Consider the following 22,732-nt stretch of genomic DNA (forward strand, 5'->3'; position numbering starts at 1 on the left):
GTTCAATTAAATATGAATAGTTTTCGAAATCTGGTTGATTATTAGGGTTTACTTTTGATACTTGTGCTTCGCGTTCTAATACTTGCAAACCAAGAAAAGAAGCACCTAAATCACCAGAAAGTACAACCAAATCATTTTCTTTTGCACCATTTCTATAAGCCAAATCTTTTTCTGGAGCAGAGCCAATCGCCGTCATGCTCAAAACAAGTCCGCTAACAGAAGAAGTTGTATCGCCGCCTACAATATCAATATTGTATTTGTCGCAAGCGTATTTCATTCCGTTGTAAATTTCGTCCACAGCTTCTATCGTAAAACGATTCGAAATTGCCATCGAAACCAACAATTGTTTTGGAATAGCATTCATCGCCAAAATATCACTAATTGCCGTCACAACCGCTTTATAACCCAAGTGACGCAAAGGCATGTACGACCAGCTAAAATTTACACCTTCTACCAACATGTCAGTAGAAACCACAATTTTATCTTTTTTGTAATCAAGAACAGCTGCATCGTCGCCAATTCCTTTAATAGAACTTTCTAATTTGATCGGAAAACCTTCTTTGATTTGATTAATTAAACCAAATTCTCCAATTTCGGCTAAACTTGTTTTTGAAACGTTTTTATCTTCTAACATGATTTTATTTTTGAGTAAAGATTGAAGGATCTATATTTTCTGAACGAAAAGGTAAATTGATAATATCTTGTTTCGACATTGTTTTCACGGTTTGTCCTTCAAATGATTTTTTAATATTTTCTAACATTTCTGTTGGTGGTGCTTGCATTTTTCTTTTCGACATCGAAAACCAAACACCTGTCAATTCAGAATGACAAAGATGTACACCATCTTGGTTATATAAATTATGAATAAATTGATAAATCATTCCATCTTCCGACATTCCACCAATTTCTACCGAAATATAAATTTCTTCACCTTCCATTGCTTCCTTAAAAAAGGAAAATTGTTCGTGCAAAATAGCTGGTCCAATTCCATATTCAGCCAAATTTTTCATCGAAATGCCATAATCTCTCAAAAAAGCAATACGTGAAAAACTTGTAAAATTCATATACGAAGCGTTCGCTAAATGGCGATTAGCATCCAAATCTGACCATCGAACAATGGTTTTTTGAAAATATTTATTATTCATGAATTGAAAAATTATTTAAGGTACAAAGTTACGGATTACTATTTACACGAAAATGATAATATTTTTAATCATCGTAAATAATAAAAAACAATAAGATTTAACATCAAATTAAAATATAGATATTTAATATTTTGTATCTTTAAAAAGCTATTAAACAGACAGATTATGAAAAAAATATTATTTCCAACAGATTTTTCAGAAACAGCAAATAATGCGTTTTTGTATGCGTTAAATTTAGCCGAAAATCAGAATGCAGAATTGTATGTTTTGCACGCTTTTCAGTATCCAATGGTAAGTGGAGGAATCGATGCTGGTATTTTGCAAGATGTTTATAATACAATTGAATTAAATAATTTCGAGAATTTAAAAGATCATATTCCGTTCTTGAGAAAAATGGCTGAGGACAATGGTTTTGCAAATGTTGATTTGAAATTTTTCGTAAAAGAAGGAATGCTTTCGTTTGTGTTGCCAACATTTATCGAAGATGAAAAAGTAGATTTTGTGGTAATGGGAACGACTGGAAATACAGGATTTGATAAAGTTCTTTTTGGTTCGAATACGATGAATGCAATCAAACATCTTAAAATTCCGGTATTGAGCGTGCCAAATGGTTATAAATTCAAAGGAATAAATAACATCGGATTTACGACAATTTTCCAAGATAAAGACCGCAAAGCCTTAGATTATTTAACAGAAATCGCTTATCGTTACAAAGCAAAAGTGCATTGTTTACACGTTTCGAAAGATGGAAATTATGATATTCCGACGCTTAATCATTGGAAAGAATATTATAAAGACGAACCTGTAGATTTTTCTATTTATACTGCGGATGAATCTGTTGATGCAGTTTTGGAATTTATCAAAGAAGAAAAAATTGATTTGTTGACAGTAGTCAGCCGTAACAAAGGCTTCTTCGAGAAATTATTTTCACCAAGTTTTACAAAGAAAATTTTGACGCAACACAACGTGCCTTTGTTTGTTTTCCACGAATAAGATAATTTATACTGAATATACAAAGCTCAATCTGTAGAAATAGATTGAGCTTTTTTCGTGTTGAAATGAAATTATTCGTAACTTTTGAGTACAAAACACGAAAAGATGAAAAAAATATTGTTCCCAACAGATTTCTCAGAAACTGCCAATAACGCCTTCTTATATGCACTAAATCTTGCAAAAAGTATCGATGCACAAGTTTATGTGTTGCATGTTTATGAATTGCCAATGATTACTGGAAGTTTGAGTGCTGGATTGATTCAGAATGTATATGAAACGGTAGAATTAGGAAGTTTCGATAACTTTAAAGATAATATTCCGCAACTAAGACAAATTGCTGATGATAATGGTTTGAATGAAATTCCAATCAAATTTATTTTAGAAGAAGGAAATTTCTTATACATTCTACGCGAAATTATTGGTGAAGAAAGCGTTGATTTTGTAGTGATGGGAACGGATGGAAATTCAGGAATTGAGAAAATGCTTTTCGGTTCGAATACGATAAATGCGATTACATCGATGAAAGTTCCGATTCTTAGTGTTCCGCACGGAATGTCTTTCAAAGGATTTAAAAATATTGGTTTTACGACTGTTTTTGATCAAAAAGATAAAGATGCGTTAAAGTATTTGATTGAAATTGCAAATCGTCATCAGGCAAAAATTCATTGTATGCACGTTTCGAAAGATGGAAAATTTAATCAACAAGCAATGAAAGATTGGCAAGATCAGTTTGCTGGAGATCCAATTGTTTTTGAAATTTATCATGATGCAGATCCTGTAAACGCGGTGTTGGATTTTATCAAGGAAAAACAAATTGATTTGTTGACGGTTGTGAGTCGCAATAAAGGATTTTTTGATAAGATTTTTTCGCCAGGATTTACAAAGAAAATTGCAAATAAAAATATTACACCTTTGTTCGTTTTTCATGAACAAAAGTCTTAAAAGGAAATGTGAAAACATTTCCTTTTTTTGTCAAAAATTCTGTTAAAAATAAAACTTTACCTTTGCCCCGTGAAAAAAATAGCCATAGTAGGAGGTGGTGCAGCAGGATATTTTGTTGCCGCAAACCTTGGAAAAACTGTAGGACAACAAACTATATTGTTTGAACAAGCAAATCTACCGCTTCAAAAAGTACGCATTTCGGGTGGAGGAAGATGTAATGTGACGCATGCATGTTTTGATCCGCTTGATTTGGTCGAGTTTTATCCACGCGGAAAAAAGGAATTATTAAGCGTTTTTTACACGTTTCAACCAGGTGATACAATGGCTTGGTTTGATGAGCGCGGAGTAGAATTGAAAATAGAAGACGATAACCGTATTTTTCCAGTTAGCGATTCTTCACTTTCGATTATAGAGGCTTTGACAAAAGCGGTTGATCAAAATAAAGTTCAGCTTAATTTCTCAGATGGTGTGCAAGAAATTAATAAAGTTGATGGTGGTTATGAATTGACAACAAAATCAGGAAAACATTTTTTCGAAACGGTGATTGTGACAACAGGAAGTACGCCTAAATTTTGGAAAAGTTTGAAAAATTTAGGTTTAAAAATCATTCAGCCAGTTCCTTCTTTATTCACGTTTAATTGCAAAGATCCTCGAATTGAAGGATTGATGGGAATTTCTTTCGATAATGCTGAAGTCAAAATCAATCAACAAAAATTAGAAGAAGAAGGTCCGTTACTAATTACGCATTGGGGATTTAGTGGACCAGCGATTTTGAGATTATCGGCTTGGGGTGCTTTAAAATTGAATGAAAGCAATTATAAATTCGAAACTGAAATCAATTTTGTAAATCAATCTAAAGACGAAATCATTTCATTTTTGAATGATAAAAAACAAGTTGATGCTAAGAAAAATGTGCATAAAAATAATCCATTCGATTTTCCGAAGCGTTTTTGGTTTAGTATTCTGAGCTATTGTAATATAGATGAAAACAAGGTTTATGCAGATTTATCGAAAAAACACATCGAAGCAATTGCAATAGAATTGACGCAAGGAAAATACCAAATTAATGGAAAAAGTACGTTCAAAGATGAGTTTGTGACGGCTGGCGGTGTCGATTTGAAAGAGATTGATTTTCATTCGATGCAAGCAAAAAAAATCCCACAATTGTTTATGGCCGGTGAGGTTTTAAATATTGATGCCATAACAGGTGGGTTCAATTTTCAGGCGTGTTGGTCTGAAGGATATATTATATCTGAAAAAATCAAAGAAATTTATCAATAGTGTATATTTTACACAAATATTATTCTGGCTGAAAGCCTTAAGAATAAAGATTTTTTCAAGATTTATTATGTTAACATAACATTATTATAAAATTATGTTATTTTTGTTTAAAGGAATTATTAAAAACGAACAAAAAATATGAAGAAAATTTTCTTAACCTTAGCATTAATCGGCTTATCTTCTTCTGCATTCGCAGGTGGATACCGAGTTGCTTTACAAGGAGTTCGCCAAGCGGCATTGGGAGGGACTTCTGCAACACAAACTCACGATGCGAGTGTTGCGTTTTATAATCCTGCAGGTTTAGCTTTTGTTGATAGTAAATTGAGTATTGCTGTCGGAGGTTTTGGTGTAAAAACTGACGTAAAATGGCAAGATCCAATGACGTTACAAAAAGCAGAAACAGATAGTAAATTAGGAACACCAATGTATTTGGCAGTTAGTTACAAGCCTGTAGATGATTTAGCAATTGGATTGAGTGTTACGACGCCTTTTGGTAGTTCGGTTACGTGGCCAGAAGATTGGCAAAACAAAGCAAATATTACACATATTGACTTAAAAGCATTCAATATTCAGCCAACGGTTGCATATCGTTTTTCTGATTGGTTTAGTTTGGGGGTAGGTTTCATTTATACACACGGAACAGCTAAATTGGAGAAAGTGCAAACAGTTGCTGGAAATGATATTAAACTTAAATTAGAGGATAAAGATGCTCATGGTTTAGGATTTAATGTTGGAGCAATGTTCAAGCCAACAGATAAATTTGGAGTTGGAATTGCGTACCGTTCTAATGTAGATGTTTCTGCAAATAAAGGTGATGTTACATGGTCTAATGTTCCTTCTGGAATTGCATCTAATGTCCCTTTCAATACAGATAAATGGAATACAACTTTACCGTTACCATCTGAGTTTACATTTGGAATGTCGTACAAAGTTTTACCACAATTAGAACTTTTTGGAGATGTAGTTTGGCAAAACTGGACACGTTACAAAAGTTTAGATATCAATTTATATAATGATGCTTCTAATACTTTTTACACATCATCTTCTACGAAAAACTGGAAAGACAATACATTATTCCGTTTTGGAGCAGAGTATACTTTCAGCGAGATGATTGTTGGACGTGTTGGTTATTATCATGATAAATCACCAGTTCCATCAGCTTATTGGTCATCAGAAACACCAAGTTCTAACTTGAATTCAGTTTCAGCTGGATTAGGATTTAGATTTGAGTCAGGTTTTCATATTGATTTATTTGGATCATATGTAAAAGGAGACGAAAGACATATTGATAATATTCAACAAAACTTCTCTGGAGATGTTAAAATGCGTGCTATAAACTTTGGTTTAGGCGTATCGTACAACCTAAAATAAGACAAAAATGAAACACTTAAATAAAATAGTATTAGTTGCATTAGCTGCTACGATGTTTAACTGTAGCGAAGATTTCGAACATCCGATTGAAGATATTAAAGTATCAGCAGGTGAAGCAAACTTTTCTACATATATTGCATTAGGTAACTCGTTAACTTCTGGTTATAGAGATAATGCATTGTACAAATCTGGACAAGAAAATTCTTACCCAAACATGTTAGCTGGATTGATGAAAGCTGCTGGAGGAGGAGAATTTAAAATTCCTTATATGCCAAATGATACAGGTGGATTTACAGATTTAAAAGATAATGATGGTAACATCTTATATTATGGTAAATACATTTTAAAAGATGGCTTATCTCCTGTGCCAACAGCTCCAGGAGGGCCATTGGATAATATTTCTACAGCAGGACCTTATCAAAATATGGGAGTTCCTGGGGCAAAATCTTATCATTTATCAGCAGAAGGTTACGGTAATGCAGCAGGATTGTCTTTAGGAAAAGCAAATCCTTATTTTGTGCGTTTTGCAAGTAGTCCAACTACTTCAGTTGTAAAAGATGCAATTGCACAAAAACCTACATTTTTCTCATTATGGATTGGTAATAATGATGTATTAGGATATGCAACTAGTGGAGGAGTTGGTACAGATCATAATGAAACTGGTAGTTTAGCTGCTGCAGATTATAAAACGAATGATATTTCTAATGTCGCAGTAGTAGCTGGTTCATTGGAAAAGATCATTGTTGACATGACAAGTTCTGAAAAAACACCAAAAGGAGTTATTGCAAATATTCCTTCTGTAACATCTATTCCGTATTTCACTACAATACCTTACAATGCAGTTACTGGATTGACTGAACAGCAAGTGACAGCTCTTAATTCTGCATATGCACAATATAATGGAGGATTAGGATTGGTTTTTAAAGCTGGATTAATATCAGAATCTGAGTATAATCAACGTTTAATTAAACCATTTACGGCGGGAGCTACTCAAAATGCATTGGTGATTGTAGATAAAGATTTGACTGATTTAACTAAATTCGGAGCACAATTCGCTGCACTAAAAAACTTTAGACAAGCTACGCCAAAAGATTTAGTTACACTTACAGCTTTAGCGTATATCAAACAAGGATATGGAACGCAAGTTCAAATGCCTGATCAATTTATTTTGACAGAAAAAGAAACTGCGAAAGCAGAAGCAGCTGTAACAAAATATAATGCTGCAATTGCTGGCTTAGCTACAAAATATAATTTGGCTTTAGTTGATGCATATTCTGAAATGAAAAAATTAAGTTCAGCTTCAGGGATTAAGTATTATGGACAAACATATACAACAGCATTTATTTCTGGTGGAGCATTTTCTTTAGACGGAGTTCACTTAACAGGGACTGGATATGCAATTGTAGCAAATATGTTTGCTGATGCAATTAATCAAAAATATCATTCAACTTTAAGACACGTTTACCCAGGAAATTATCCAGGTATTGCAATTCCTTAATTGAATGTTTAGATAACGAAAAATCCGCTCATCGAGCGGATTTTTTCGTTATTTATATTTTTTTAGAAATGATTATTTCAATTCTTCATTTCGTAAAAATTCTTCTGCTTTTTCGACCATATTTTTCGATCCGCAAAAGAAAGGAATGCGTTGGTGTAATTCTGTAGGTTCAATATCCATAATGCGTTGGAAACCGTCAGAAGCTTTTCCTCCAGCTTGTTCAGCGATAAATGCCATTGGATTACATTCGTATAATAAACGTAATTTTCCGTTCGGATTATTTGTTCCAGAAGGATAAATATAAATTCCTCCTTTCAACATGTTTCGGTGAAAATCTGAACATAAAGAACCGATGTAACGAGAAGTGTACGGACGATCTTCTTCATCTGCCTGACAATATTTGATGTAATTTTTAACTCCTTGAGGGAATTTCACGTAATTACCTTCGTTAACTGAATAAATATGTCCATCTTCTGGAATACACATATTTGGATGAGATAAATAAAACGTTCCAATTCCTGGGTTTAATGTAAATCCATTTACACCATTTCCTGTTGTGTAAACCAACATTGTCGATGTACCGTAAATCACATATCCCGCAGCAACTTGCTTGTTACCTGGTTGTAAGAAATCTTCTTTTGTAACAGGTGTTCCAGGTTCAGAAACACGGTGGTAGATAGAGAAAATTGTTCCAACAGAAACATTTACGTCGATGTTTGATGAGCCGTCAAGTGGATCAATCAATACAACATATTTACTGTTTTTTGAATTTTTTGAAGGTTGAATCGCGATAAAATCTTCGTTTTCTTCCGAAGCAATACCACAAACAACTTCGCGTTGCGACAACGTTTCGATAAACGTATCGTTTGCGAAAACATCTAATTTTTGTTGTTTTTCTCCTTGGACATTTTCATTTCCGAATTCGCCTAAGATATTTACAAGTCCTGCTTTGTTTACTTTATAATTAACAACTTTTGTCGCTAACTTAATAGAACTCAGCAATCTAGATAGTTCTCCGGATGAGTAAATAAAATCTGCTTGATTTTCTATGATAAACTCTCCAAGAGTTTGATGAGAATTAGTATTCATAATTATGTTTTGCTGGTCAAATATCGGAATAATAACTCAATTTTATATCATTTCAAACGTTTGAAATTAATCTAAATACGTGAAAATCATCATTCAAATTTATTTTTTATTTTAATTAAATTCGGTCAACATATAAAGTGTAGTTTGGTTATATTTGCAAGTTAAATATTTACAAAAAAAAATTTTTATAGAAATGAAAGTTTTCAAATTCGGTGGTGCTTCGGTGAAAGATGCAGCCGGCGTTAGAAATGTTGCGAGTTTATTGCAATCTGTTGGTTACGAAAATACATGTATCATTGTTTCTGCTATGGGCAAGACAACAAATGCATTGGAAGAGGTAGTCAAACGCTATTTTGAAGAACAAGATTTCGAAAAAACAATTAACGAAGTAAAAGAACAACACATTGCTTTAGCGACAGAATTATTTGATAATCCAGCTGAGGTTTCGAACGAAATTTCGCAATTTTTTGATGATATTGTTTCGTTTTTAAGACGTAACAAATCACCAAATTATAGCTATGTGTATGATCAAGTGGTTTGTTGTGGAGAGTTAATCTCGACAAAAATCATCAGTATGTATCTTAATTCGATACAAATTAATAACGAATGGTTAGATGTTCGCGATTATATCAAAACAGATAATACATATCGTGAAGGAAAAGTAAATTGGGCATTAACAGAAGAAAGCATTAAACGTTTACCAAACACAGGTTTGTTTATTACCCAAGGTTTCTTAGGTTCTGATCCAAACTTTTTCACAACAACTTTAGGGCGTGAAGGTTCAGATTATTCTGCGGCGATTTTTGCTTATTGTTTAAATGCGGATAGCATGACGATTTGGAAAGATGTTCCTGGAGTTTTGAATGCTGATCCACGTTATTTTGATAATGCTGAGTTGTTAAATCATATTTCTTATGAAGAAGCAATAGAGTTGGCGTATTATGGTGCATCTGTTATTCACCCGAAAACGTTACAGCCGCTTCAACAAAAAGAAATTCCTTTCTTCGTAAAATCATTTATTAATCCTACAGAAGCAGGAACAGAGGTAGCGAAAGGTCAACCATTAGATCCAAAAGTACCTTGTTTTATCCTAAAAAGAGAGCAACATTTGATTCGTTTATCAAGTAAAGATTTCTCTTTTATTACAGAAGATAAATTGAGCGGAATTTTCAATAAACTATATGATTATCAAATCAAAGTAAATTTGATGCAAAATTCAGCAATTTCACTATCTTTATGTTTGGAGGATAAATATGACAACTTAGAAAAGTTTGTTGCAGATATGAACGAAGAGTATAAAGTGCAAGAAGAAAACAATGTTTTATTGTACACAATTCGCCATTTTGATGCAGATTCTGACAAAGTTGTTTCAAAAGAAAAAGAATTATTGCGACAAACAGTGCGCGAAACATTACAAATAGTTGTTAAAGCTTAAATGAGTTTAATCACGACACAAGATATCTATTCAGCTTCGGGTCTTTCTAAAATTGGTGTTTTAGGAAAGCCTGTAGCTTGGGCATTGAAAAAAGTTTTCAGTATAGATCAGTTAAACGATTTGTACAATCGTGGAAAGCATTTGAAATGCGAACCTTTTTTGGATTATTTGATTGATGATTTGGGAATGGATTACGAAATCCATGAAGAAGATTTGAAACGTATTCCAAAAGAAGGACCTTTTATTATTATTTCTAATCATCCGCTTGGAGCTTTGGACGGAATTATTTTGATGCATTTTATGTCAAAAATTCGTCCTGATTTCAAGGTGATGGGTAATTTTTTATTGCAAAAAATTAAACCATTAGAACCGATGATTATTCCAGTTAATCCTTTCGAAACACGTAAAGATGCATACAGTAGCCTTTCAGGAATGCGCGATGCGTTAAAGTTGTTGAGAGCTGGAGGTTGTTTAGGGATTTTTCCTGCGGGAGAAGTTTCTTATCGTGATGAAGATAGTAAAATTATCGACAGAGAATGGCAAGAATCAGCGATGAAGTTGATCAAAAAAGCAAAAGTTCCTGTTGTTCCAATGTTTTTTAGAGCGCGAAATAGTAATATTTTTTACCGTGTAGCGAAGATTCATCCAGATTTTCAAACGGCAATGTTGCCAGCTGAAATGATGAAGAAAAGAACACGTCCAATTCAAATTCGTATTGGAAAACCAATTTTACAAAAACAACAAGACGAGCATGTGTCTATAGAAGATTATTCTGAGTTTTTGAGAAAGAAAACGTACATGCTTTCGTCATATTACAAACAAAAAAGAAGTTTAACTCAAGTATTGAAAAACCCTTCGAATATTGAGTTGAAAATTCCGAATTTACCAAGCTTATCTTCTTCTAACAAAAAGGTTAAGCCGATTATTTCGGAAACTGCTTTAGACTTATTAATTCAAGATATTGAAACTTTACGAAAAGATGAACAAGCATTATTATTTACTAATAATAATTACGAATGTTTCTTTTCAACAGCTCAACAAATTCCAAATATATTAAGAGAAATTGGTCGTTTGCGAGAGATAACTTTCCGTGCGATTGGTGAAGGTACAAATGATGAAATTGACCTTGATCGCTTCGATAATCATTATCACCATTTATTTTTGTGGGATAAGGATACGAATAAAATTGTTGGAGCATATCGTATGGCAATTGGTTCTGAGGTATACGAAAAATATGGAATTAATGGATTTTATGTTCATGAATTATTCAATTTTGATCCAGAAATTCATCCTTTCTTCAAGAAATGTATTGAAATGGGACGTGCATTCGTTTCAGCTGAGTATCAACAAAAGCCGATGCCATTGTTCTTATTATGGAGAGGAATTGTGCATGTAACGTTGAGAAATCCAAATCAGAAATTTATTATTGGAGGAGTAAGTATTAGTAATCAGTTTTCTGATTTCTCAAAATCTTTGATGATCGAATTTATGAAATCTCATTATTATGATTCTACTGTAGCGCAGTATGTGAGAGCAAAAAATGAGTTTAAAGTTAAGCTGAAAGAGGAAGATAAAGAATTTATTTTTGATGAATCTGAAGCTGATTTGAATAAGTTTGATAAATTAATCGATGAGCTTGAACCAAATATGTTGCGTTTGCCAGTTTTGATTAAAAAATACATCAAACAAAATGCAAAAGTGATTGCTTTTAATGTGGATCCAAAGTTTAATGATGCGATTGATGGTTTAATGTATATTCGAGTTTCGGATATTCCAGAATCTACTGTTCGTCCTGTTTTAGAGGATATTCAAGCAGAACTTGATAAAAAAATACAATCAGGAAAATTTGACGGAACAATTATTTAGTTTTTATCAAATTATAAAACATAAAAAAATGCGCTCAACCTAGTTGAGCGCATTTATATTTTAGCTTCGCTTTAATTATTGAGCAACTGCTGTAGAATCTGCTGCTGGAGCTGCTACTGCTGCTGAATCAGCTACTGGAGCTGCTGCAGAGTCAACTACTGCTGAATCAACTACTGCTGTAGCTGAATCTGTAGCTGGAGCTTCTTCTACTGGTGCTTCTTCAGTTTTCTCTCCACAAGATACTGCTCCTAATGATAAAGCTGCTACTGCAACTACTGCGAAAAATTTTTTCATCTTTTTAAAATTTTAATCGATTAAACGTTTGTTATTTGATGAGTCAAAGTTAGAATGATTTTGACCTGATATAATAAAAAATCATTGTAATTATTTTGTAAAACACTTTTTATTTTACAAAATATAGAATTACAATTATTTAAACGTTGAAATTTTCCGAAATTATAAAATTTATAAAACAAAAAAATCCTCAAATTCTATAATTCGAGGATGATTTTTTGATGTATTTTAAATGATTATTTTAAAACTTGTGCTTCTAATTTGAATTTTTCGATTTTATTTGAAATTAAATCCAACCTCAAATTATGAATACTTCCGATATGCGAAGTCTGAAATTCTTTGTGTGGTACATATGTTCCATTTTCTACAGATAAACCAACTTCTCTGTAAGCATCACGGAAAGGTGTTCCATTTTTGATCGCTTCATTAATATTTTCAACTGTATAAATCGGATCATATTTTTCCTGATTCATATAGTTATCTTTAATCTGAAGTTGAGGAATTGCAAATGTTAAGATGTCAATAATATTATCAAACTGCATCATTGGTTCGAATAATATTTCTTTCAAAATTTGATAATCGCGGTGATATCCACTTGGAAGATTATTAATCGTCATCATAATATCATTTGGCAATGCCTGAATTCTATTGCAATGCGCACGAGTTAACTCAAAAACATCTGGATTTTTCTTGTGCGGCATAATCGACGAACCTGTTGTCATTTCGTTTGGCAACTTCACAAAAGCTAAATCTTGTGAATTATATAGAACCAAATCATACGACATTTTAGACAATGTTCCACAAATCATTGCCAAAGCTGTTGCAACAGATTTTTCTGTTTTTCCACGAAGCATTTGCGCACCAACAGAAGAAACTAAGATTTCTGAAAAACCTAATTCTTGCGTTGTTTGTAAACGGTCAATTGGGAAACTTGTTCCGAAACCTGCACCTGAGCCCAAAGGATTTTGATCAGAAATTTTATATGCAGCCTCAAAAAAGTATAAATCTGTCAACAAACTTTCTGCATAAGCAGAAAACCACATTCCAAAACTACTTGGCATTGCCGCCTGAAAATGCGTATATCCAGGTAATTGATGATTCTTGAATTCGTCTGCTTTTTGTAGGAAAATCTCAATTAAGTTGACAATTTTCTCTGTTGTATGTTTTAAGTACTCTTTCTCAAAAAGTTGAATTGCAACCAAAACTTGATCATTTCGAGAACGCGCAACGTGAATTTTTTTCCCGGCATCGCCAGTTTTCTCAATTAAAAAAGCCTCAATTTTTGAATGTATATCTTCGTAATTTTCGTCGACTTCGAAATTATTTTCCGCAATCAGAACCAAAACTTCATCCAAAGCAATTTGCAAATCATCATTTTCTTCATTGGTAATCAAACCTGTTTTTGCTAGCATATTTGCCTGAGCTTTCGACGCTAAAGCATCGTATTTTGCAAGATGAGCATCCAATTCTCTGTCTTTTCCAACAGTAAATTTTTCGATTTTATCATTAATGGTAAAACCTTTGTCCCAAAGTTTCATATCTATAATAATGAATTAAGGGCGCAAAGTTAGTAAAAAGTTGTATAATATCTCATTAAAGTTGTATAATTATTAATAATCATAAATATTTATTCATATTGAATATTTTTGATTGTTTTTTGAGAATGTTTAGACGATTGATAGCATTTCGAAAGATTGATTATTGAATGTTTATTAATATTTCGAAATAATTCAATTTCGTAAAAAAATGACCCAAAAATTATGGAGTTGATATTTTAAGAACCTTTTAATTTTTAACTTCTATTTATTTACGTTTAAAACATTGTTAAAGTGAAATTTAGACCTTTTTTATAATAATTCTAAATTATTGAAATATAACTAAAATATATCATTCTTTGATGAAAAATCTTTACTATAAACGTAATTTTGTGTACCAATTTATAGCTAAACGCGTATTTGTTTAGATGATTGTTAATGTAAGTTTTAGAATAAAACTCAGACTCAAATGCTTATGTATGTTGAGTTTGTGTGAGTTAAATTATTAAAAATTACCCTCCGAAAAAATTACATACTTAGTTTGTATTCTGATAACAGTGGTTGCCTATGCCAAAAATGATTTTTGTTGAAAATAATTTTTGCATAAGATGTGACGATACAGCGAAGTGTTATTATATAATTCATTTTGATTGGATGAAATCAGGTGTAAGTAGCTTGGTTTTAAACAATCTTTAATATTAAAAAGAAAAGATAGATAATTATGAGTCTTTACCAAGAGTATCTTAACGAGATTGAAGAAAGAAAAGGTCAAGGTTTACATCCAAAACCAATTGATGGTGCAGAATTACTAAGTGAAATCATTAATCAAATTAAAGATGTTAACAACGAATACCGCGAGGATTCTGTTAAATTCTTTATCTATAACACATTGCCAGGAACAACTTCTGCTGCAGGTGTAAAAGCAAAATTTTTAAAAGAGATTATTTTAGGAGAAGCTACAGTTGCTGAAATTACACCAGCTTATGCTTTCGAATTGTTATCTCACATGAAAGGAGGACCATCTATCGAGGTTCTTTTAGACTTAGCTTTAGGAAACGACGAAGCAATTGCAAAACAAGCTGCTGAAGTTCTTAAAACACAAGTTTTCTTATACGATGCAGATACAGCGCGTTTAGCTGATGCTTTTAAAGCAGGAAATGCAATCGCAAAAGATATTTTAGAAAGTTATGCAAAAGCAGAGTTCTTTACTGAATTACCAGCAGTTGCAGAAGAAATTAAAGTAGTTACTTACATTGCTGCTGAAGGTGATATTTCTACGGATTTATTATCTCCAGGTAACCAAGCGCACTCTCGTTCTGATAGAGAATTGCACGGCCAATGTATGATTACGCCAGCTGCTCAAGCGGAAATTAAAGCATTACAAGCGCAACATCCTGATGCTTCTGTGATGTTAATTGCTGAAAAAGGTACAATGGGAGTTGGTTCTTCTCGTATGTCAGGTGTTAACAACGTGGCTTTATGGACAGGAAAACAAGCATCGCCTTACGTTCCTTTCGTAAATATTGCGCCAATTGTTGCAGGTACAAACGGAATTTCTCCAATTTTCTTAACAACTGTTGATGTAACAGGAGGTATCGGAATCGATTTGAAAAACTGGAAAAAACAAGTTGATGCAAACGGTGATGTAGTTCGTAACGAAGCGGGCGATCCTGTTTTAGAAGAAGTTTATTCAGTTGCTACAGGTACTGTTTTAACAATCAATACAAAAACTCAAAAATTATACAATGGAGACCAAGAGTTAATTGATATTTCAAGATCATTGACTCCTCAAAAAATGGAATTTATCAAAGCGGGTGGTTCTTACGCAATCGTTTTTGGTAAAAAAATCCAAACATTTGCTGCTCAAACTTTAGGTATCGAAGCTCCAGCAGTTTTCGCTCCTTCAAAAGAGATTTCAAATGATGGTCAAGGTTTAACTGCAGTTGAAAAAATCTTCAATAATAATGCAGTAGGATCTACTCCAGGAAAAGTTTTACATGCTGGTTCTGACGTTCGTGTTAAAGTAAACATTGTTGGTTCTCAAGATACAACTGGTTTGATGACATCGCAAGAGTTAGAAGCAATGGCTGCTACAGTGATCGCTCCAACAGTAGATGGTGCTTATCAATCAGGATGTCACACAGCTTCAGTTTGGGATAAAAAAGCACAAGCTAATATTCCTAAATTGATGAAATTTATGAATGATTTCGGTGTAATTACAGCGCGTGACCCTAAAGGTGAGTATCATGCAATGACTGACGTTATCCACAAAGTATTGAATGATATTACAATCGACGAATGGGCGATTATCATTGGTGGTGACTCGCACACACGTATGTCTAAAGGTGTTGCTTTCGGTGCCGATTCAGGAACTGTAGCATTAGCTTTAGCAACTGGTGAAGCTTCTATGCCAATTCCAGAATCTGTAAAAGTAACATTCAAAGGAGAGATGAAACAACACATGGATTTCCGTGATGTGGTTCACGCTACTCAAGCTCAAATGTTGAAACAATTTGACGGTGAGAATGTATTCCAAGGTCGTATCATCGAGGTACACATCGGTACATTATTAGCGGATCAAGCGTTTACATTTACAGACTGGACTGCAGAAATGAAAGCGAAAGCATCTATCTGTATTTCTCAAGATGATACATTAATCCAATCGTTAGAAATTGCGAAATCTCGTATCCAAATCATGATCGAGAAAGGAATGGACAACAAAAACCAAGTGTTACAAGGATTAATCGACAAAGCAAACAAACGTATCGAAGAAATTAAATCGGGTGCTAAACCTGCTTTAACTCCAGATGCAAATGCTAAATATTACGCTGAAGTAGTAATCGACTTAGATATTATCGAAGAGCCAATGATTGCCGATCCAGACGTAAACAATGCTGATGTTTCTAAACGTTATACACACGATACAATCCGCGATTTAACTTACTATGGTGGAGATAAACACGTAGATTTAGGTTTCGTAGGATCTTGTATGGTTCACAAAGACGATTTAAAAATCGTTTCTCAAATGTTACGTAATGTAGAAAAAGCGAATGGTAAAGTTGAGTTCAAAGCTCCTTTAGTTGTTGCGGCGCCTACTTACAACATCATCGACGAATTGAAAGCAGAAGGTGATTGGGAAATGTTACAAAAATACTCAGGATTTGAGTTTAGTGACTTATTGCCAAAATCTACTGCGCGTACAGAATACGAAAACATTATGTACTTAGAGCGTCCTGGTTGTAACTTATGTATGGGTAACCAAGAGAAAGCGGAAAAAGGAGATACAGTAATGGCGACATCTACACGTTTATTCCAAGGTCGTGTGGTTGAGGATAGAGATGGTAAAAAAGGAGAATCTTTATTAGCATCAACTCCAGTAGTTGTTTTATCAGCGATTTTAGGACGTATTCCTAATATTGAAGAATATAAAGCTGCTGTAGAAGGTATCAACTTAACAAAGTTTAAACCAATTTCAATGAACTAATCGTTCGTAGAAAATGATATATTAAAGGCTAACATTTCGGTGTTAGCCTTTTTTTTGTTATAAATATATAATCTTGCAAATAAATAAGTTAGAATTGATTTAAATAAGGTTATTAACCATTTATACACGTTAAATATTAAATAATTCAGTATATTGGGGTATGTTTTTTGATAAATTAAAACCAATTAAATAAATCAATTATTATGGCATTTGATATAAATATGATTAAAGGCGTTTATGCCAAAATGCAAGAACGTGTAGATGCTGCGAAAACTATCGTAGGTCGACCTTTAACGTACTCAGAAAAAATTTTATATGCTCACTTGTTTGACGGAAAACCAACGCAAGCGTATACAAGAGGAGAATCTTATGTAGATTTTGCGCCAGATCGTGTAGCAATGCAAGATGCAACTGCTCAAATGGCTTTGTTGCAATTTATGCAAGCAGGAAAAACAAAAACGGCTGTTCCTTCTACGGTTCACTGTGATCACTTGATTCAAGCTAAAGTTGGAGCAAAAACCGATTTACAAGAAGCAATCAATAAATCATCAGAAGTATTTAATTTCTTAGAATCAGTTTCTAATAAATATGGAATTGGATTCTGGAAACCAGGTGCAGGAATTATTCACCAAGTAGTATTAGAAAACTATGCATTTCCAGGAGGAATGATGATTGGTACCGATTCTCATACGCCAAATGCAGGTGGATTAGGAATGGTAGCAATTGGTGTTGGTGGTGCCGATGCTGTTGACGTAATGTCTGGAATGGCTTGGGAATTAAAAATGCCAAAATTAATCGGAGTTAAATTAACAGGTAAATTATCTGGTTGGGCTGCTCCCAAAGACGTTATTTTAGAAGTTGCTGGACGTTTAACTGTAAAAGGTGGAACAGGAGCAATTGTAGAGTATTTTGGAGAAGGAGCTGAGTCTTTATCTGCAACAGGTAAAGGAACAATTTGTAACATGGGTGCAGAAATTGGAGCAACAACTTCAATCTTCGCTTATGATGATGCTTCAGAAAGATATTTAAGAGCGACTGATCGTAATGATGTAGCAGATGCTGCAAATGCTCACAAATCTTATTTACGTTCTGATGATGAAGTTTATGCAAATCCTGAAAACTTCTATGATCAATTAATTGAAATCAACTTATCTGAATTAGAGCCTCGTTTGAATGGTCCTTTTACGCCAGATTTAATGACACCAGTTTCTAAAATGAAAGAAACTGCAGCAGCTAATGGTTGGCCTTTAGATGTTGAATGGGGATTAATCGGTTCTTGTACAAACTCTTCTTACGAAGATTTGACGCGTGCTGCTTCGATTGCGCAACAAGCTTTAGACAAAGGTTTAGAAGCAAAATCATCTTTCGGAATTAACCCAGGTTCTGAGGTAGTTCGTTATACAGCCGATCGTGATGGTTTATTAAAAACTTTCGAGGATTTAGATGCAGTTATCTTTACAAATGCTTGTGGACCTTGTATTGGTCAATGGGATCGTGAAGGAGCGGATAAAGAAGAAAAAAATACAATCGTTCACTCATTCAACCGTAACTTCAAAAAACGTGCGGACGGAAATCCAAATACATATGCTTTCGTAACATCTCCTGAAATGGTTGCAGCGATTGCAATTTCTGGACGTTTAGATTTTAATCCATTAACAGATAAATTAATCAATAAATTTGGTGAAGAAGTAATGTTAGATGCTCCAAAAGGAGAGGAATTACCAACAAAAGGTTATGCTTACGAAGATAATGGATATCAAGCACCAGTTGAAGACGGTTCTCGTGTAGAAGTGATCGTAAATCCAAATTCTGAGCGTTTACAATTATTAGAAGGTTTCAAACCTTGGAATGGTGAAAACATTATGGGTGCTAAATTATTAATAAAAGCATTTGGTAAATGTACAACTGACCATATTTCTATGGCTGGACCTTGGTTACGTTTCCGTGGACACTTAGATAATATTTCGAATAATACTTTGATTGGTGCTGTAAATGCATTCAATCAAGAAACAAATTCAGTTAAAAATCAATTAACAGGAGAATACGGACCAGTTCCAGACACTGCACGTGCATATAAAGCGGCAGGTGTACCTTCTGTAATTGTTGGTGACGAAAACTACGGAGAAGGTTCTTCTCGTGAGCATGCGGCAATGCAACCACGTCATTTAGGTGCTGTAGCAGTATTAGTACGTTCTTTTGCACGTATCCACGAAACAAATCTTAAAAAGCAAGGAATGTTAGCGTTGACATTTGCGGATAAAGCAGATTATGATAAAGTACAAGAAGATGATACAATCAACTTTATAGACTTAACAGAATTTGCACCAGGAAAACCTTTGACAATCGAGTTTGTTCATGCAGATGGATCTAAAGATTTAGTTGTAGCAAATCATACATACAATGCACAACAAATTGAATGGTTCAAAGCTGGATCAGCATTAAATTTAATTAAAGCGCAACAAGCGTAACAATTATTTCAACATAAAAAGTAAAAGCCGATGTATTTCTACATCGGCTTTTTTTATTGAATTCTGTAAATAATTCTTTTATAAAAAGAAGCTCTAATCAAATTGATTAGAGCTTTTGAGGTTCCTAGCGGATTCGAACCGCTGTGGACGGTTTTGCAGACCGCTACCTAGCCTCTCGGTCAAGGAACCATTCCCGTTCTTTTGGACTGCAAATATAGCAATAATTTCAGAAAAAAAAAGTTTAATACGATTTTTCTAAAATAACACTCACTTTTTCTACATGCCCACCAATAGGAGGATTCAGCTTTGATAATTTTACTCTTGCATATGTAACATTCGTAAGTTCTTGACCTATACGATCTAACACTCTTTTACAAACATGTTCCAAAAGTTTTGAACGAATACCTACTTCTTCCTTCACAATTTTATTTAACGAAACATAATCCAAAGCATCAACCAATTCATCCGATTCTGTTGCTTTCGTAAAATCTGCATGCGCTTCCAAATCAACCAAATAATCAGAACCAATGCGCGCTTCTTCATCTAAACATCCGTGATTCGAATATATTTTTATATTTTCTAAAATAATTACTCCCATAGTTCAAAGATAAAAAAAGACTTGCGTATTTCTACACAAGTCTTGTATTGTTTAATTTTTTTAAACCTTATTATTTTGCAGATGCAAATCTTTCCGCAACTTTATCCCAGTTAATTACAGAGAAGAAAGCCTCGATATAATCAGGACGACGGTTTTGGTAATTTAAGTAATAAGCATGTTCCCAAACATCTAATCCTAAAACAGGAAATCCTTGTACATCAGCAACAGGCATCAAAGTAGAATCTTGATTTGGAGTTGATGTTACAACTAATTTTCCATCTTTTACGATTAACCAAGCCCATCCAGAGCCAAAGCGTGTTGCAGCAGCTTTAGAAAACTCATCTTTGAAAGCTTCAAAAGATCCAAAAGCAGCGTTAATTGCATCAGCAACTTCTGCAGTTGGTTGATTAGCACCACCTGGAGTTAAAATTTCCCAGAATAAATTGTGATTGTAAAAACCACCACCATTGTTACGAACAGCTGGTTTGTCAGTTCCTTTTGCTAAAATTTCTTCGATTGTAGCGTTTGCTAAATCAGTTCCTTCAATAGCAGCATTCAAGTTATTTGTATACGCAGCATGGTGTTTGTCATGGTGAATTTCCATTGTTTTTGCGTCAATATGAGGTTCTAATGCATCAAATGCATAAGGTAATTTTGCTAATTCAAAAGCCATAATATTTATTTTTTAGATTTAATTTTCTTGTATAAAGATACACAATAACTCAACAAATATGATTCCGAAATGATAGAATTTTAACATTATTTAATAGTAAAAGCTTATTTTAGTAAAAGATTCTAAATTTTTGAAATGAAAATACTTTGGAAAATAATAAAATGGTTCATCATAATCATTTGTGTATTAATCCTAATTCTTTATGCAACAGGGAATGACTACATTTTTCGTGGCGTAAAATTAACCTATATGAAAGGTGAAAGCACTGCAAATATCAACGATTACAAAGATTTTGATAACAATGTAATTTTGGCAGGTGCACCGCGAGTTTGGCATCAACATTTAGATTATAATCAATTTCCGTTGTCAGCTAACTTCGAAAAAGAGATGAACGATTTCGGAACTGCTGGATTGGTTATTATAAAAGATAATCAAATTTTGAGCGAATATTATTTTAATGGATATGCGCAAAATGATATTACCAATTCTTTTTCGATGGCGAAAACATTCACAACAATGATGTTAGGAAAAGCGATTGAGCAAGGTTATATCAAAAGTTTAGATCAAAAAATAACAGATTTCATTCCAGAATTTAAAGATGATAAATATGGAGCTGAATGTACAGTTGGCGATTTATCTGCGATGACATCTGGTTATGATTGGGACGAAGATTATTATTTTCCGCTCAATCCTACTGCAAAAGCGTATTATGGCGATGATATCGTTAAACAAATGTTAGATCGAAAATTTGTTTCTCAACCTGGCGGACATTTCAAATATCAATCGAGTGACACGCAATTATTAGGAATTGTGATTGAACGCGCAGTGAAAAATAAATCGTTATCACAATATTTTCAAGAAGAATTTTGGCAACCAATGGGCATGGAATTAGATGCGCAATGGTCGAAAGATAATCCGAAAGGAATGGAGAAAACCTATTGTTGCTTCAATGCGACAGCGCGAGATTTTGCAAAACTTGGACAATTATTATTGAATGATGGAAATTGGTACGGAAAACAAATTTTGGATTCAACATTTGTTCAGAAAATGGTTTTACCAAACAAAAAAGCGTTCGGACCAAATGAACCAAAAATTTATGGTTATTCAGTTTGGATGGATTACAATTACAAAACGTCTTTTTATGCGATGTTAGGACATTTGGGACAACGTATCATTGTAATTCCTTCAGAAAAATTAGTTGTTGTTCGAACTGGAAAAACACACAATGATCAGCCAAATAATCGTCCAATTGCAGATGGTGATGTTTATCGATTGGTAGACGAAGCGATACGAATTAATCAAAAAGTGAAAGAAAATGATCCAACGAATTCCTTACAGTAAAATATTATTTTTAGATATAGAAACGGTTCCACAAACTGATGATTGGAATCTTTTGACTGAAAGAACACAAGCTCTTTGGGAAAAGAAAACAGCTTATCAACGCAATAATAACGAGATTTCTCCTGAAGAATTTTACCACGAACGCGCTGGAATTATGGCAGAATTCGGGAAAATAGTCTGTATTTCGGTCGGAATTGTTGTCAAAGATTCTTTTATTCACATCAAAAGTTTTTATGGACATGATGAGAAAAAATTGTTAGAAGATTTCAATTCAATGTTGATTGAAAACTTTTTTAAGCCTGATCATATTTTATGTGCGCACAACGGAAAAGAATTCGATTTTCCGTACATCGCTCGCCGAATGATGATTAATCAAATTGAAATTCCAGCTATTTTGCAATTATTTGGTAAAAAACCATGGGAAGTTCAGCATTTGGACACAATGGAGTTATGGTAATTTGGTGATTACAAGAACTTTACATCATTAGATTTATTGGCAAATGTTTTCGAAATTCCTACTCCGAAAGATGATATCGATGGTTCGCAAGTTGCGCGTGTATATTACGATGAAAACAATGTAGAACGCATCAAAGATTATTGTGAAAAAGATGTTGTAACCTTGATTAATGTTTTCAGGAAAATGCGCTACGATCAACCTTTACAACGAAAAGAAGATTTATAAAAACAAAAAATCCGCTATAAAGCGGATTTTTTTGTTT

17 protein-coding genes, 1 tRNA gene and 1 pseudogene are annotated in these 22,732 nt (G+C 33.5%); 11 read left to right on the forward strand and 8 right to left on the reverse strand.

The window, feature by feature from the left end; translation table 11 throughout:
• Both B2217_RS09360 and B2217_RS09365 read right to left on the reverse strand, forming a co-directional pair.
• Positions 1-634: thiamine-phosphate kinase (locus B2217_RS09360; RefSeq protein WP_291122417.1), on the reverse strand; the 634-nt coding region annotated here is incomplete at its 3' end.
• A gap of 4 nt (positions 635-638) precedes the next feature.
• The gene (locus B2217_RS09365; RefSeq protein WP_180905675.1) at positions 639-1,145 is read right to left on the reverse strand and encodes an acyl-CoA thioesterase; all 507 of its coding nucleotides are present in this window, start codon (positions 1,143-1,145) and stop codon (positions 639-641) included.
• A 165-nt stretch (positions 1,146-1,310) separates the two neighbouring features.
• Between B2217_RS09365 and B2217_RS09370 the strand changes: the two genes are divergently transcribed.
• From B2217_RS09370 to B2217_RS09390, 5 genes are all read left to right on the forward strand, one after another.
• Positions 1,311-2,138: a universal stress protein gene (locus B2217_RS09370; protein ID WP_180905676.1), complete on the forward strand. Its 828-nt coding sequence runs from the start codon at positions 1,311-1,313 to the stop codon at positions 2,136-2,138.
• Between the two features lie 105 nt (positions 2,139-2,243).
• Positions 2,244-3,080, forward strand: coding sequence for a universal stress protein (locus B2217_RS09375; RefSeq protein ID WP_180905677.1), 837 nt, complete (start codon positions 2,244-2,246; stop codon positions 3,078-3,080).
• 69 nt (positions 3,081-3,149) lie between these two features.
• A complete protein-coding gene (locus B2217_RS09380) occupies positions 3,150-4,361 on the forward strand; it encodes an NAD(P)/FAD-dependent oxidoreductase (protein ID WP_180905678.1) in 1,212 nt (403 codons plus the stop codon).
• A 138-nt stretch (positions 4,362-4,499) separates the two neighbouring features.
• On the forward strand, positions 4,500-5,732 hold the full coding sequence (locus B2217_RS09385) for an OmpP1/FadL family transporter (RefSeq protein ID WP_180905679.1): 1,233 nt from the start codon (positions 4,500-4,502) through the stop codon (positions 5,730-5,732).
• Between the two features lie 7 nt (positions 5,733-5,739).
• Positions 5,740-7,230 (forward strand): SGNH/GDSL hydrolase family protein, encoded by a 1,491-nt coding sequence (locus B2217_RS09390; protein ID WP_180905680.1) that lies wholly within the window; start codon positions 5,740-5,742, stop codon positions 7,228-7,230.
• A gap of 72 nt (positions 7,231-7,302) precedes the next feature.
• On the opposite strand, the gene fbp is transcribed toward B2217_RS09390, so the two are convergent.
• Complete coding sequence (fbp, locus tag B2217_RS09395; RefSeq protein WP_125349922.1) at positions 7,303-8,319, reverse strand: class 1 fructose-bisphosphatase; 1,017 nt, start codon at positions 8,317-8,319, stop codon at positions 7,303-7,305.
• Between the two features lie 193 nt (positions 8,320-8,512).
• Here fbp and B2217_RS09400 point away from each other — a divergent pair, with 193 nt between their 5' ends.
• Entirely contained in the window at positions 8,513-9,754 is a 1,242-nt protein-coding gene (locus B2217_RS09400; protein WP_180905681.1) for an aspartate kinase, read from the forward strand.
• A complete protein-coding gene (locus B2217_RS09405) occupies positions 9,755-11,620 on the forward strand; it encodes a GNAT family N-acyltransferase (RefSeq protein ID WP_180905682.1) in 1,866 nt (621 codons plus the stop codon).
• Between the two features lie 75 nt (positions 11,621-11,695).
• Here B2217_RS09405 and B2217_RS09410 read toward each other — a convergent pair whose 3' ends face one another.
• Together B2217_RS09410 and argH are read right to left on the reverse strand one after the other, a co-directional pair.
• Positions 11,696-11,914, reverse strand: coding sequence for a hypothetical protein (locus B2217_RS09410; RefSeq protein ID WP_180905683.1), 219 nt, complete (start codon positions 11,912-11,914; stop codon positions 11,696-11,698).
• A 236-nt stretch (positions 11,915-12,150) separates the two neighbouring features.
• Positions 12,151-13,452 (reverse strand): argininosuccinate lyase, encoded by a 1,302-nt coding sequence (gene argH / locus B2217_RS09415; RefSeq protein ID WP_180905684.1) that lies wholly within the window; start codon positions 13,450-13,452, stop codon positions 12,151-12,153.
• A gap of 718 nt (positions 13,453-14,170) precedes the next feature.
• On the opposite strand from argH, the gene B2217_RS09420 reads away from it, so the two are divergent.
• Both B2217_RS09420 and B2217_RS09425 read left to right on the forward strand, forming a co-directional pair.
• On the forward strand, positions 14,171-16,933 hold the full coding sequence (locus B2217_RS09420; RefSeq protein WP_180905685.1) for a bifunctional aconitate hydratase 2/2-methylisocitrate dehydratase: 2,763 nt from the start codon (positions 14,171-14,173) through the stop codon (positions 16,931-16,933).
• A gap of 203 nt (positions 16,934-17,136) precedes the next feature.
• On the forward strand, positions 17,137-19,401 hold the full coding sequence (locus tag B2217_RS09425; RefSeq protein ID WP_280045419.1) for an aconitate hydratase: 2,265 nt from the start codon (positions 17,137-17,139) through the stop codon (positions 19,399-19,401).
• A gap of 118 nt (positions 19,402-19,519) precedes the next feature.
• On the opposite strand, the gene B2217_RS09430 is transcribed toward B2217_RS09425, so the two are convergent.
• From B2217_RS09430 to B2217_RS09440, 3 genes are all read right to left on the reverse strand, one after another.
• Positions 19,520-19,590, reverse strand: a tRNA-Cys gene (locus B2217_RS09430).
• Positions 19,591-19,642: 52 nt separating this feature from the next.
• Positions 19,643-19,999 carry a dihydroneopterin aldolase gene (gene folB / locus B2217_RS09435; RefSeq protein ID WP_180905687.1) on the reverse strand — a complete coding sequence of 119 codons (357 nt, stop codon included), beginning with the start codon at positions 19,997-19,999 and terminating at the stop codon, positions 19,643-19,645.
• 70 nt (positions 20,000-20,069) lie between these two features.
• A complete protein-coding gene (locus tag B2217_RS09440; RefSeq protein WP_038334988.1) occupies positions 20,070-20,672 on the reverse strand; it encodes a superoxide dismutase in 603 nt (200 codons plus the stop codon).
• A 135-nt stretch (positions 20,673-20,807) separates the two neighbouring features.
• Here B2217_RS09440 and B2217_RS09445 point away from each other — a divergent pair, with 135 nt between their 5' ends.
• Both B2217_RS09445 and B2217_RS09450 read left to right on the forward strand, forming a co-directional pair.
• A complete protein-coding gene (locus tag B2217_RS09445) occupies positions 20,808-22,013 on the forward strand; it encodes a serine hydrolase domain-containing protein (protein WP_180905688.1) in 1,206 nt (401 codons plus the stop codon).
• Positions 21,988-22,695: pseudogene (locus B2217_RS09450) on the forward strand (3'-5' exonuclease). The gene B2217_RS09445 and the pseudogene B2217_RS09450 overlap by 26 nt, the downstream one beginning before the upstream one ends.
• Positions 22,696-22,732: the final 37 nt, after the last annotated feature.

This window comes from Empedobacter sp. UBA7620, from assembly GCF_002484185.1.
Taxonomy (GTDB): Bacteria; Bacteroidota; Bacteroidia; order Flavobacteriales; family Weeksellaceae; genus Empedobacter; species Empedobacter falsenii_C.

What these genes read in the sequence shown, in the direction of transcription:
- B2217_RS09375 (WP_180905677.1), top strand. Translation starts at nt 2,244, where the DNA reads ATGAAAAAAATATTGTTCCCAACAGATTTCTCAGAAACTGCCAATAAC.
- B2217_RS09365 (WP_180905675.1), bottom strand. Translation starts at nt 1,145, where the DNA reads ATGAATAATAAATATTTTCAAAAAACCATTGTTCGATGGTCAGATTTG.
- folB (WP_180905687.1), bottom strand. Translation starts at nt 19,999, where the DNA reads ATGGGAGTAATTATTTTAGAAAATATAAAAATATATTCGAATCACGGA.
- B2217_RS09385 (WP_180905679.1), top strand. Translation starts at nt 4,500, where the DNA reads ATGAAGAAAATTTTCTTAACCTTAGCATTAATCGGCTTATCTTCTTCT.
- B2217_RS09445 (WP_180905688.1), top strand. Translation starts at nt 20,808, where the DNA reads ATGAAAATACTTTGGAAAATAATAAAATGGTTCATCATAATCATTTGT.
- B2217_RS09390 (WP_180905680.1), top strand. Translation starts at nt 5,740, where the DNA reads ATGAAACACTTAAATAAAATAGTATTAGTTGCATTAGCTGCTACGATG.
- B2217_RS09400 (WP_180905681.1), top strand. Translation starts at nt 8,513, where the DNA reads ATGAAAGTTTTCAAATTCGGTGGTGCTTCGGTGAAAGATGCAGCCGGC.
- B2217_RS09405 (WP_180905682.1), top strand. Translation starts at nt 9,755, where the DNA reads ATGAGTTTAATCACGACACAAGATATCTATTCAGCTTCGGGTCTTTCT.
- fbp (WP_125349922.1), bottom strand. Translation starts at nt 8,319, where the DNA reads ATGAATACTAATTCTCATCAAACTCTTGGAGAGTTTATCATAGAAAAT.
- argH (WP_180905684.1), bottom strand. Translation starts at nt 13,452, where the DNA reads ATGAAACTTTGGGACAAAGGTTTTACCATTAATGATAAAATCGAAAAA.
- B2217_RS09370 (WP_180905676.1), top strand. Translation starts at nt 1,311, where the DNA reads ATGAAAAAAATATTATTTCCAACAGATTTTTCAGAAACAGCAAATAAT.
- B2217_RS09420 (WP_180905685.1), top strand. Translation starts at nt 14,171, where the DNA reads ATGAGTCTTTACCAAGAGTATCTTAACGAGATTGAAGAAAGAAAAGGT.
- B2217_RS09410 (WP_180905683.1), bottom strand. Translation starts at nt 11,914, where the DNA reads ATGAAAAAATTTTTCGCAGTAGTTGCAGTAGCAGCTTTATCATTAGGA.
- B2217_RS09440 (WP_038334988.1), bottom strand. Translation starts at nt 20,672, where the DNA reads ATGGCTTTTGAATTAGCAAAATTACCTTATGCATTTGATGCATTAGAA.
- B2217_RS09425 (WP_280045419.1), top strand. Translation starts at nt 17,137, where the DNA reads ATGGCATTTGATATAAATATGATTAAAGGCGTTTATGCCAAAATGCAA.